Source organism: Nostoc sp. (assembly GCF_035638895.1).
Lineage (GTDB): Bacteria > Cyanobacteriota > Cyanobacteriia > Cyanobacteriales > Nostocaceae > Nostoc.
The window spans coordinates 1-12,717 of sequence record NZ_DASQZC010000143.1; the positions used below are offsets into that span (position 1 = coordinate 1).

A 12,717-nucleotide genomic window follows, 5' to 3' on the forward strand; every position below is an offset into this window, starting at 1 on the left:
CCCTCTTCTGTCACTCTCCGAAAACATTTGTCATTTCTGACTTCCAGAGCCTTTGTACAGGAAGCGATCGCCAGATTTTTTCCTAATAACAAATACAAGACCAATTTTTTTCTAATAGTATAGCTTGTATTGATTGCCTCATGGGGGTTCTAGCGATCGCCCTCCCGGAGAGTGACAGAAGAGGGGTATTGAGGTCTAAGAAGTTGCGGACTGTAATTTTTCTAATCGTGCCAGCACTTCTGAACTATGAATGTTTGGGTTGACTTTGACAAAAGTCTCGCGCAAGACGCCCTGAGGATCGATGATAAAACTGTGGCGCATAGATAAGAAGCCGAGCCACGAACCGTAAGCTTTACTCACTGAACCATCAGTGTCAGCCAACAGAGGGAATTTTAGCCCCTCTGAATCACAAAATTCGGCGTGAGAATCAATATCATCAGCACTTACGCCAATAATCTGGGCATTTTTTTCCAGGTATTGGGGTAAGTCTTGCTGAAAACGGCGAGCCTCTATAGTACAACCAGAGGTGAAGTCTTTAGGATAAAAGTAGAGAACTAGCCACTTACCGCGCAAGTCAGAGAGGGAAATTTTGCCATTACCTGTATTGGTTGGCAAAGTAAACTCTGGTGCGGGTTGATTAATTGCAGGAAGTTTACCACCAAGGGCGTTAGCAGCAGGGGTAAAATTCAGCCAGCTGATAAGAGAAATACAGCTGGCAAATAATATGCTTAAAAAAGTGCGGCGGGAAATCATGGTGCAAACCAGAATTACAACTTTACACAAGTTTACAATTCTTGGTTGCTGCTAATCTCACTTTAAATCAGATTCGGGTGGGGTATCTGTGCTTTCGATGTATTGGCTATCTAACAGAAAGGCTCCCCTAGTGAAGCGAATACCCCAATATCCACCAGGTCTGCGGTCAATGACTATACCCTCTTCGCCAAGGTGAATTACATCGGGCGGGCGTAGCATGGGCATGGGTTCAGCAGTTTTGACGTAGGGCGGTAGTGCCACAACCCTGACTTTACTACCAATTGCGAATTCTTTAGACATTTTAATCAAGCTAGGAGTTTTGAATTAACTCATAACTCATAACCAGCTTGAAAGTCTACTAAATTGGGCATGGGATTAAAGAAGAAGTCAGAATTCAGCTATTCTGAATTTAGGAGTCAGCAATCTTGACGCTCTGGTGCGAGACGCTGCGCTATCCACCAGTCACACAAAATTCATTCTGTTAGCGGTAGCGGGGCGTTTAGCCCATTCTGACTTTTGAGTTTTGACTTTTGACTTCCCCGGAGGGGCTGACTCCTGAATTCTGTTTCGATAAATAGGGAAAGGGAAAGGGGAAAAATTTCATCCCCTTTCCGCATCTTCTGCAAGAAGTCTATTAATTTTTGATTATGGAAAACAATGCTTAGACATAAGTCAAGTTAGCTATTTTTTGAAAAATTATTAGGGAACTCCAAAAAATAAATTATCCAATTTCTGGGCTTCACTACGACTTTCCCGTAGCCTAAAGCAATGGGATATTTTGTCCCTTATTAGGGATTGCCTTGTTGACGACGCGAAGGAGCATTTTGACGGAATTGCTCTATTTTTTGGCGCTGTTCAGGGGTTAAGACTGCTTGAATCTGTTGTTTTTCAGATTCCCGGATTTGTCGGATTTGGGTTTTCTGTGCTTCAGTCAGATTTAAGTCAGCATAACCACGCTTTCCTTGACGTTGACCTGGTTGCCGTTGATCTTGACCAGCTTGGCGTTGAGCCTGACGTGCTTGTTTCGCCGCCTCTAACTTGGCCTTTTGTTCTGGCGTGAAAACTGCCTCCATTTTGGTGCGGCTATCGCGCTTAATTGCTTGGATTTGGGTTTTTTGGGCATCTGTTAGACCCAATTCTTTCCAAGGGCCTTTTTCTTTTTGTGGAGTTTGTGCAAGTAACACGGGTGAAGGAGAGGCTGTTTGGGCATTAACAGCGAAGGAGGTAGCAGTTAAAGTTAGAGCGATGGCTCCAGCGAGTAGAGATAATGCTTTGAGTTTCATTACTTGTCTGATGGGTTTTTCCTGGTTGGATGCCACTATCATAAGAATTTCTTTTTAGTAATTACATGAGGATAAAGTCATGGTTTTACCCATGACTTTAGTCATGATTGAATTCAGACAAACATGATTAACAATAAATAGTTAGGAGTTAGGAAGGAGGGAAAATTTTATTATGATTAATTTATAAATCCTTGTTGAGCTTATTACATAATTTTTATACTAAACACTGTATTTACTCTTAAGTCTTTAAGTAAGCTAACGAAAATTTTAAATGGTAGAGGCTACCATTTAAATATGCAAAACTCTTAACTTCTAATTCCTAACTCCTAATTTCCAACTTTTAACTCATTTATAACTGGAGCAACGTGGCTAATGAGTCGTCCAATTCCAATTAAGAAACATCCTTTTCCGTCTCTACTTTATCTAGAGTGGACATTACTGGCGATCACCGCATTGATAGCCTTTATACCACCTCCGTTAAAGCATTTTCGTCCTAAGCCTCTAGAACTATCAATTTGTGGCGCATTTCCAGACTTGTCAGTTTGTAGCATATTACCAGAACTATCAATTTATAGTCTGATTATTTTTGCAGCAATGGGCTTAAAATTACCAAGAAATAACCAGAAAAATAAGATAATATACACAAGCATTGAAATTGTATTAATTTTAATAATTGGACTTTTTGGGGAAAGATTTGCTCGTTTATTTCCGTTTCTATACATAATTTTAGTAACTCGTAGTTGTTTGATTTTTCAGTTAAATGGGCGTTTATTCGTTACAGGTTTATCATTTTGCTTATTTTTAGTTACTACACAACTAAAATATCAGTTATTCAATTTTCAAGCATCACCACAAGCACAAGAACGATATCGATTTTTAATTTTGAATTCGTCGCTGGTATTTGGCTTAAGTTTGGTTTTTGTGTTGTTGATGATGAATGCAGTATTGTCTGAACGGCAAAGTCGAGAAAAGCTAGCGATCGCTAATGAAAAACTGCGCCGATATGCCATGCAAATTGAAAATCAAGCTACCTTAGAAGAACGCAACCGCATTGCTCGTGAAATTCATGATTCGTTAGGACATTCTCTAACTGCTTTAAATCTGCAATTAGAAACCGCTTTAAAACTATGGCAAGCTAACCCAGGCAAGGCTGAAACATTTCTAGCAACAGCAAAGGAATTAGGCTCAAAAGCGCTAAAAGATGTCCGCGAATCTGTTTCTACTATGCGTTTGAATCCCTTACAAGAACAATCTTTAGAACGTGCGATCGCTAGTCTTTCAGAAGACTTTCATCGCTCAAATGGTATTTTACCAATTTATCAAATAAATCTGCAATATCCTCTACCACCTGAAATAAACACTGCTATTTACCGGATTACTCAAGAATCTTTGACAAATATATCTAAATATGCTTATGCCACTGAAGTTAAACTGGGACTGGCTACGACTAGAGACAATTTGCGATTGATAATTAAAGATAATGGTAGAGGTTTTCATTTAGGGCAAAATACTACAGGTTTTGGACTTCATAGTATGCGCGATCGCACTTTAGCACTTGGAGGCGAGTTTAATATTAATAGCGCTCCTGGTTCTGGTTGCAAAATTACAGTTAATATTCCCTTAACGAGGTTGACATAATGATTAAAGTGCTGCTGGTAGATGACCAAGGTTTAATTCGTCAAGGATTAAGAGCGTTATTAGAATTAGAACCAGATTTAGAGATAGTAGGAGAAGCAGAAAACGGTGAACAGGCGATTAATTTAGTTGCTGAATTTCAGCCAGATGTAGTATTGCTAGATATCAGAATGCCCATTATGGATGGAGTTGCAGCGACACGAGAAATTCAAAAACGTTTTGCCAAAACTAAAATATTAGTACTGACGACTTTTGATGATGATGAATATGTATCAGCAGCATTGCAAAATGGGGCAATGGGTTATTTATTGAAAGATACACCCTCAGAAGAATTAGCTGTTGCTATTCGTGCCGTTTATAAAGGATATACTCAATTAGGCCCAGGTATAGTTAAAAAGCTATTAACCCAGTTTTCTAATGGTACACCAACCCAATCACAGCCTGTACCATCTAGTTTAGCTGAACTCACTCCGAGAGAAAAAGAGGTTTTGCGGCTAATAGCTACAGGCGCTAGTAACCGAGAAATTGCTCAGGAACTCTACATTTCTGAAGGGACGGTAAAAAATCATGTTACGAATATTTTAAACAGATTAAATCTGCGCGATCGGACTCAAGCTGCGATTTGGGCAAATACGTATTTATCCTATTTGAATGAATCAAGTTAAATAATTCGTAATTCATCACGGTTATTTAAATAAATCCAAGCATTCATTTTTTAAAACGCCTTTTGTGACTTTGATGTTTCTAAATGACTTAGCGATCACTTCTTCGCAAGATATATTAATTTGTGATTGATTTAGAGTAATCAAATCTTGAATTGAAGCACCATATATAATTTCTGATACGCCACTCCAAACACAAGCAGTTGCACACATGGGACAAGGTTCGCCAGTTGTATATATGCTATAACCTTCTAAAGAAAGGTTTTTAAGTTTAGCTGTTAAACTACGAATGGCGTTAATTTCGGCATGGGCTGATGGATTGTTGTCTCTGTTAACAGTGTTATGAGCTAAGGCAACGACTTCGTTATCTTTAACAATCACAGCACCATAAGGCGCATCTCCTTTTTTTGCTTCTGCCAAAGCTAAACGCATAAAATATTCTGGGTTCATATAAGCTGAGATTAACATAACGATAATGATTAATAATATCGTATTTCTAATGTTATAACTAAGAATTAAAATTAGTTAATGGTCGAATATGTTACTGAGCAGACAAGAAACAGAATTTTACTTAAAAGACCTGGAGACACCAAGAGGTAAAGCGATTAATTTAACGCTTGCCGCTATGGTGCTAATATCATCAGGAATTTTTGTGGCAGAAACTTATAATATTCCTGATTCTGTGCGGTTTCAATTGCATTTAGTCGATACTGCGATCGTTATTATCTTTGCGGTGGAATATTCACTCCGTTTGTGGAGTGCGGAAAACAAAATTAAGTATATTTTTAGCTTCTATTCGATTATTGACTTAATGGCAATTTTGCCTTTCTTTCTAGGAATGGTAGATATCAGCTTTATCCGCCTACTGCGATGGTTTCGGATTTTACGATTAATCAGATTTATCGATAGGAAATTTCTATTCGCTACTATCAGCACCGAAGATGGAATGATTTTTGCGCGAATATTATTTACATTATTTGCAATTGTTTTTATTTATTCTGGCTTAATTTATCAAGTAGAGCATCCGGTTAATCCTCAAAATTACGGTACATTTTTAGATGCTTTTTATTACTCTGTTGTCACAATGACAACTGTGGGATTTGGCGATGTTGTTCCAATTTCGGAATTAGGGCGCTTGCTAACAGTCCTGATGATTTTTACAGGAATTGCGCTGATTCCTTGGCAAGTGGGAGATTTAATTAAGCGAGTGGTTAAAACTGCTAATCAGGTAGAAACAGCTTGTTCAGGTTGTGGTTTGGCTTTCCATGATCTAGATGCTGGGTTTTGTAAAAGGTGCGGGACTAAGTTACCTAGTCGCAGGGTTGATTCAGAGAGTCGCCATTGCTGAAGAGGAAAACATACATCCACCTTGGATTAGTGATTTGGTGCGCTACGAAAAAACATGGCTGTTGGCTAATGAACCTACTAGCCGCTTAATTGTGTGTTGGTATAGCGAGTGCAGAGGGTATGAAGCGCCAAGTAAGGATTGCAATTTGGTTTCGGTTCTCAAAGCGAGCGCAACTGCGGCATATTGTGCGTAGTTTACCGCCGCAGGCATCGCTATAGCCTGTTAATTACCAGGTAGTTCACGGTAAAATAATCTTTCTCTGGCGATCGCTCAGGAAAGTGATAATAATCAATGTCTAACCTCAACCTCATTTCCGAATATAAAAGCTTTGGTGGCAAACTCGGCTTTTACAGCCATTCTTCCTCAACCTGTAACGGTGAAATGCGGTTTGCTGTCTATCAACCACCACAAGCAACTCAAAAACCTGTACCGATTCTCTATTTCCTCTCTGGGTTAAGTTCCACAGAAGAGAATTTTATGGTTAAGGCGGGAGTGCAGCGCTTTGCATCTGAGTACGGTTTGATATTGGTTGCACCAGATACAAGTCCGCGTAATACTGGTATTGCAGGTGAGGATGATGACTGGGACTTTGGCACAGGTGCGGGCTTTTATGTTGATGCTACAGAGGAACCGTGGCGTAAAAAATACCAAATGTATAGTTATGTCGTCCAAGAATTACCTGCTTTAATTACCGCAAATTTCCCTACACAACCTGAAAAACAAGGTATTTTCGGTCATTCGATGGGGGGACATGGGGCGCTTGTCTGTGCAATGAGAAATCCAGAACTTTACAAATCAGTATCAGCTTTTGCACCTATCACTGCACCTATGCGTTGTCCTTGGGGTCAAAAGGCTTTGGGTGGTTATCTTGGCAACAATCAAGAAAGTTGGCGTGATTATGATGCTAGTGAATTAGTCAAAAAAGTAGGATATCACAGTTCGATTCTCATTGACCAAGGGACTGCTGATAAATTCTTAGCAGAACAATTACTACCAGAGGTGTTTGAGCAAGCTTGTGCAGATGTTAACCAGCCGCTAAACTTGCGTTACCAAGAAGGCTATGACCACAGTTATTATTTCATCGCCAGTTTTATTGAAGATCATATCCGCCACCATGCGTTAGCGTAGCTTACCGTAGGTATAACTTTATTAATTACAGTAGTTTTCATTGATTTAAACCCTATATTTCTATTTTGATTTTTGAACAAGACTACGAGAAATATAATGGTGTAAAAGTCAACAAAAATAATGTAATATCATCAGGTTCGGGTGATAACTTTTAATAAAATCTATCAATCTAGATTGGGTTGTAGCAATATGTCTATAGGGTTATGGCAGTCAAACCAAATATTTGCGGTGCTTTGTTTGGTTGCACTTTGCTTAACCAAAGCTACAATTTTTTACAAAGCCAAGCGTATTAGGCGATCATTAGTGAAACGGCGATACATGACAGATATATAATTGGTTAAACTTTGTTTTTGAGCAAATAAATATGAGTGTTTTTGACCATTCCCAGTATCGAAAAGATTATATTATCCTCTTAATAATTTGGCTAATAGCACTAGCTATAGATAGAGTTTGGTTTTTCTTAGATGACTCTATTCCAGCCTATGATCAAAGCGCACATTTAGCTACAGCATTACATCATTATAAGATTTTTCAAAACTTCAATATCTTCTCAGGAGATTGGTGGTTATCTCTGTGGCAATTAACTCCAAGTTATCGCGCTCCTTTTGTATACATTTGCACTGTCCCATTTTTGATGTTGTTTGGACGTGGATATGAACAAGCGAGTTTGGTGAACTTGTTGTATACTGCAATGATTATAGTTTCAGTATATTATTTAGGCAATTTTTTATTTCACAATCGAAAAACTAGCATAACTGCCAGTATCTTTTGTGTGTTATTTCCTATTTTGGGAGTTATTCGGACAGATTATTTAATAGATTATGGTTTGACAGCACTTGTTACAGTAACTTTTACAGTTTTGACGATTTGGAAAGATAGCTATATTGGGTTTTTGTCATGGGGGCTAACTATCGTATTGGGCGTTGGAATAGGTTTAATCTTGTTGGCGAAACCTACAGGTTTTATTTTTATTTTAGTTCCTAGTATTTGTGCATTAATTAGTTTTATTAGAAAACGTAGATTTATCAAGCTAATTCAAGCTTGCTCATCTTTGATAATAGCTTGGTTAATTTGTAGTTTTTGGTATGGCTTAAATTGGTTAACAATTATTACATCGGCATTAAGCGCTAACCAAGTTGGAAAAAGGGAGGGTGATCCTTCTCCCACAACGATTGCTGGATGGTTATACTATCCACAAATGATCCCAGAAACCGTTGGTTTACCAATATTATGTATGAGTATTGGCATTTTATTGGTTTATCTGATTAAATATAAATTTACTACTAATTTAATTTCAGCAAATGTCCATAAATCGGCTCGAATTTGGTTATTAGTTACCTTAGTAAGTAGCTATATAATTTGTTCTTTGGGCACAAATAAAGATATTAGATTTGTTCTGCCATGTTTTCCGATAATTAGTTTAATATTGGCGGATTTATTCAATTTAATTGAAAATATATATTTTGATAGACTAAGATTAGCCACACTAGTATTAAGTTGCATAGTATTACTAAATAATTTGTTTCCATTACCCCTAATTCAAGCATGGGGTGGTAGACATTTACCTAATAATGATGCTAAAGAATATCCTCTGGAGAAACTGATACACAAAATCACCGAAACAAATTTATATTTAAGGTCGAATTTAGGGGTAATTCCTATTTCTACACCGCAGATAAATGAATATACTTTAAATTATTTTGGGGCATTAGCAGATTTTCGCGTATCTGGCAGAAAATTGACAACCAAATTATCTCAGATAGAGCAAGATTTACAATATTTTTGTTGGTATATTACTAGGGATAATGAACCATATAGACCCGGAGAAAGTGGAGAGACTAAACGAAAATTCAAATCTTTAGTCGAATCTTCTACTGAGTTGAAATTACAGGACGATTGGATATTACCTCATGGAGATAAAATGCGATTATATAGTTGCAAAAATCCTCCTGTAACTGTTGAAAAAATAAATAATAGCGAGTCTGTAATTAGTTTAGAAAAAGTAGCGATTTCTCAGCAATTAATTTTAGATAAAAACAACCCTGTAAACTATGAAATAACAGGTTCATGGGATGATTTGCAGAATGGTATATTACTGTTAAGATGGCAAAATAGCCAATCATCTTGGTATCACGATCATGCCATTGGCTTGGGTAATTTATACTGTGGCATCAAATGTCATCCCAAAGGAACTTTCCGGGTGAAAGAAGCCTTAGCTACATTTATTCCTAAAACACTACCACTAGGGAAATATCAGCTATCAGCACTATATTTGGATAGAAGAAACAACAAAACCACATCTTTAAATATTCCAGATATTACTGTAAATGTGACAGATGTCGGAACAGTAGAAAAATCGCCAGCTTTAGATTTAGTTACTCGAACTTCACAGCTAGCCCAAGAATTACAACAGGGTAAAATAAATAATATATTTGTGCAGATAGGTCATTTCAATCAATACGATCCTACTCAAGATTATTTAAAACAAATTGATTTCGCGGCTAATTATTATCTGCAAACAGAGCCAAATAACTTAAATTGGCGTTACACCTTAGTCTTATCACAACTTTTACAGCGCCAAGTCCCAGAATTAATCCAAAATTTGAAAGAATTAACTAAATATGATGCTCAAAATCCTTACACATGGATTTATTTAGCTTTTGTTTCTTTATATAATTTTCAACCTGCACAAGCTGAACAAAATTTAGCGATCGCAGAACAATTAAAATCAGATATACCAGAATTAAAAACTTTAAAAACTGTAACAAATATTATGAAATTTTTGCCACTACAATGGTTTGCTACCAAGGAATAGGAGGAGAAATCGCATATGGTAGCATATTTTTCCACTTTATCACCCACAGACTCGTATCGCCTTCATACCGTCCTAGAAGCGATAAGATCAAAAATAAATTCATACTGTGTTTATGGCAACCCAACTCAGTGAAGCCAAATCCCAAACTGAACTGGTAATCTCTTGGGAAGCCTTACCCAAGGATTTTAAACTAGAGGATGAACCAGTGGAGAATACAGGTCAGCCACTTTTGGCTGGTGCTTTGCGTGAAAGCTTAGAAATCAGTGGATTCATCCAACCCCAGATGTTGATAGCTTCCAACTTTGGTCTTTGTGCGACAGTCAACGGGCAATTTATCGCCAAAGCACCTGACTGGGTTTATGTGCCATCGGTTAATCAAGTTGTGGGTAATCGCAAAAGTTATACACCCAATTTAGAAGGAGGTATCCCAGCGATCGCCATCGAATTTCTATCCGATACTGAGGGTGGGGAATATTCGGTAAAGCGAGCTTATCCACCAGGCAAATGGTTTTTCTACGAGCAAATTTTGCAGATTCCCATCTACATAATTTTTGAACCAGATGGCGGTTTATTAGAATATTATCAACTGGAAGATAAACGTTATGAGTTAAAGCAACCTGACGAAAATGGTCGTCATTGGATTGATGTAATGGGCTTATTTTTGGGAACTTGGCAAGGAACAAAAGAAGCACGAACTGGCTATTGGTTGCGCTGGTGGGATCAAGCTGGTAATTTATTACCGTGGGCTGTAGAACAGATTGAACAAGAACGCCAACGCGCTGAACAAGAACACCAACGTGCCGAACAAGAACGCCAACGCGCTGAACAAGAACGCCAACAAAAAGAACGATTGATTGCTTATTTGCAATCTCAGGGTATTGACCCGAATAATTTGCCTCCATTCGAGTAGAAACTAAAAACCACCTTTTTGTAGGGGTAATTCATTAATTACCTCTACAAAAATCATGTAATTTTGCAAAACAAATTAGTTTGCCAATTAAGCAACAATATAAGGCAAGTCAATCGCAGCTACACGGCCAGCGTCTACCAAGGCTTGGTATACCATCACCGTTACCTCAGCGCGTGTAGCATCGCGGGTAGGATTGAGTTGTTTGACGTTCGGGTGATTGACGATAATCCCCTTGTCTATAGCTTTTACTACCTCATCCTTGGCATATTCAGGAATCTTTGCTTGGTCATCAAAAGCTTTGATAGATGCTGTACCATCAGCAGACAACCCCAATCCATTCACCAGGGAGACAATCACTTGCACGCGCTGGATATTTTTGTTGGGGGCAAAGGTATTGTCAGGAAAACCAGAGAGAAATGAACCTTGATACGCCTGCTGAATTACTTTCGATGCCCAGAAGTCTGCTGGTACATCTTTGAATTTGATCGTGGGGCGGTTTAGCGGTGGATTGAAAGCTTTTACCAGTAGTGCGGCGTATTGTGCCCGTGTCATTGTAGCATCTGGTTTAAATGTGCGATCGGGAAAACCATTAACTATTCCTAACTTGACTAATTCCCGAATAAAGCCACCTGCCCAATGATTCTTAATATCGCTTAATTCTATAGTGGGCGTGGGAGTTGGTGTCGTAGTGGGAGTGGGAGTTGGAATGGGAATGGGAATGGGAATGGGAATGGGAATGGGAGTTGGTGTTGGTGTGGCAATGGGTGTGGGTGTCGGAACCGAATTATCTGCAAACTCTACGTTTCCTGTGACTTTAGACGTATCTATTTTATTTCCCACAGAAACCAGCTTGTTGGAACTGGCATTTTGCAAATTAAATTTACCGTTATTGCGTAGAGTGTTGCCTCCTAAGTTATTGGTACTGCCGATATCCGGTAGGGCAGTTCCGATTACTGTGATACCATCGTCAGTGTTATTTTCGCAGACATTGTTACGCAATACAGGACGAGCGCTGCCAGAGATGACAATTCCAGAACGGTTTTCGTAAAGTTTGTTATCTCGAAGGGTAGGTGATGCAGTATCACTAATGGCAATACCAAAACCTGTTTTTAAGCAGGTATTATCTTGAATTTGACCTTTGGAATTTTTAGCGATCGCAATTCCATTGGCTGCATTCTCACTGAACACATTACCTAGAATAACTGGATTAGCCTCACCTGTAGCAAAAACTCCCTCCCGCTTACATTTGGTGAAGGTGCTATTGGCAACAGTAGGAGCAGTTGATTCAATCCAGACACCACTACCACGGCTAGCTAAATTTGTTACAGTCACTCCCCGCACTTCGGCTTTATCCAGTAGCACAAATGTGACATTCTGAGCAGCAAAAGTACGGCTCAAATAGCTACCACTCCCTTCAATTAAAATACCATTGCCTTTATTGGTTTCATTACCCACCACTGTCACTCCAGATGGAACCGTTAGCGGAAAGCCTTCACCGCTAGCAGCATTGTAATTACCTTCTGCTAGTTGAATCTTGGTGTTATCTGTAGATACCTTGAGGGCTTGCGTAATAGTTTTGAATGGGGCTTGTTGGCTACCAAGGTTGGTATCTTTGCCTGATACTGGATTTACATAAAAAGTCTGAGCCATATTATACTTCCAAAAAATACATAGCTATCTTAGCGCTAACCATAAAAGTAAGTAGCTTTTGATGCATTAAGTAACTTAAAGTACTTTTCACTGCAAGGTTAAAAATTTATGCAAATGCTTTTAGGGTTCACTACTACTCGACCAACCCAAAATTGCTGAGTCCTGAGTTCTGGGGTGGATGAATCCAGTTCTGAGGTGGATGAACGGAGTTCCGAGGTGGATGAATCCAGTTCCGAGGTGGATGAATCCAGTTCTGAGGTGGATGAACGGAGTTCTGAGGTGGATGAACGGAGTTCTGAGGTGGATGAACGGAGTTCTGAGGTGGATGAACGGAGTTCTGAGGTGGATGAATCCAGTTCTGAGGTGGATGAATCCAGTTCCGAGGTGAATGTACAAGATTTTAACCTCCTCCTACTTAAGAACAGCCTACCTCAACTGGATTCTGACTTCTGACTCCTGAATTCTGTTCGATAAAATCTTTTGTTTTTCTCAGCGTTCTCTGAGCCTTTGCAGTTAAAGAGTAATTATTTTAA

The 12,717-nt window shown here is 38.8% G+C and carries 12 protein-coding genes; 7 read left to right on the forward strand and 5 right to left on the reverse strand.

Annotation, left to right across the window (positions count from 1 at the left end):
• Positions 1–195: 195 nt before the first annotated feature.
• From VE944_RS06960 to VE944_RS06970, 3 genes are all read right to left on the reverse strand, one after another.
• Positions 196–753: a peroxiredoxin gene (locus VE944_RS06960; RefSeq protein WP_324974259.1), complete on the reverse strand. Its 558-nt coding sequence runs from the start codon at positions 751–753 to the stop codon at positions 196–198.
• 57 nt (positions 754–810) lie between these two features.
• Positions 811–1,053, reverse strand: a complete 243-nt coding sequence (gene sipA, locus VE944_RS06965) for a regulatory protein SipA (RefSeq protein WP_324974261.1) — start codon at positions 1,051–1,053, stop codon at positions 811–813.
• 488 nt (positions 1,054–1,541) lie between these two features.
• Positions 1,542–2,036, reverse strand: a complete 495-nt coding sequence (locus VE944_RS06970) for a Spy/CpxP family protein refolding chaperone (protein WP_324974286.1) — start codon at positions 2,034–2,036, stop codon at positions 1,542–1,544.
• 372 nt (positions 2,037–2,408) lie between these two features.
• Here VE944_RS06970 and VE944_RS06975 point away from each other — a divergent pair, with 372 nt between their 5' ends.
• Both VE944_RS06975 and VE944_RS06980 read left to right on the forward strand, forming a co-directional pair.
• A complete protein-coding gene (locus VE944_RS06975; RefSeq protein WP_324974264.1) occupies positions 2,409–3,674 on the forward strand; it encodes a sensor histidine kinase in 1,266 nt (421 codons plus the stop codon).
• Positions 3,674–4,336, forward strand: coding sequence for a response regulator transcription factor (locus VE944_RS06980; protein ID WP_324974267.1), 663 nt, complete (start codon positions 3,674–3,676; stop codon positions 4,334–4,336). The genes VE944_RS06975 and VE944_RS06980 overlap by 1 nt, the downstream gene beginning before the upstream one ends.
• Positions 4,337–4,357: 21 nt before the next feature.
• Here the strand turns inward: VE944_RS06980 and VE944_RS06985 are convergent, their stop codons facing one another.
• Positions 4,358–4,783, reverse strand: a complete 426-nt coding sequence (locus VE944_RS06985) for a nucleoside deaminase (protein WP_324974289.1) — start codon at positions 4,781–4,783, stop codon at positions 4,358–4,360.
• An 88-nt stretch (positions 4,784–4,871) separates the two neighbouring features.
• Here VE944_RS06985 and VE944_RS06990 point away from each other — a divergent pair, with 88 nt between their 5' ends.
• The 4 genes from VE944_RS06990 (at position 4,872) to VE944_RS07005 (ending at position 10,534) form a co-directional block, all read left to right on the forward strand.
• Complete coding sequence (locus VE944_RS06990; RefSeq protein ID WP_324974270.1) at positions 4,872–5,681, forward strand: ion transporter; 810 nt, start codon at positions 4,872–4,874, stop codon at positions 5,679–5,681.
• A gap of 291 nt (positions 5,682–5,972) precedes the next feature.
• Positions 5,973–6,809 carry an S-formylglutathione hydrolase gene (fghA, locus tag VE944_RS06995; RefSeq protein ID WP_324974273.1) on the forward strand — a complete coding sequence of 279 codons (837 nt, stop codon included), beginning with the start codon at positions 5,973–5,975 and terminating at the stop codon, positions 6,807–6,809.
• A gap of 364 nt (positions 6,810–7,173) precedes the next feature.
• Positions 7,174–9,624, forward strand: a complete 2,451-nt coding sequence (locus VE944_RS07000; protein ID WP_324974275.1) for a hypothetical protein — start codon at positions 7,174–7,176, stop codon at positions 9,622–9,624.
• Between the two features lie 112 nt (positions 9,625–9,736).
• Complete coding sequence (locus tag VE944_RS07005) at positions 9,737–10,534, forward strand: Uma2 family endonuclease (RefSeq protein ID WP_324974278.1); 798 nt, start codon at positions 9,737–9,739, stop codon at positions 10,532–10,534.
• Positions 10,535–10,621: 87 nt separating this feature from the next.
• Here VE944_RS07005 and VE944_RS07010 read toward each other — a convergent pair whose 3' ends face one another.
• Positions 10,622–12,184 (reverse strand): DUF1565 domain-containing protein, encoded by a 1,563-nt coding sequence (locus VE944_RS07010; protein ID WP_324974281.1) that lies wholly within the window; start codon positions 12,182–12,184, stop codon positions 10,622–10,624.
• Between the two features lie 174 nt (positions 12,185–12,358).
• On the opposite strand from VE944_RS07010, the gene VE944_RS07015 reads away from it, so the two are divergent.
• Positions 12,359–12,637 carry a hypothetical protein gene (locus tag VE944_RS07015; protein WP_324974284.1) on the forward strand — a complete coding sequence of 93 codons (279 nt, stop codon included), beginning with the start codon at positions 12,359–12,361 and terminating at the stop codon, positions 12,635–12,637.
• The last annotated feature ends 80 nt before the right edge of the window (positions 12,638–12,717 follow it).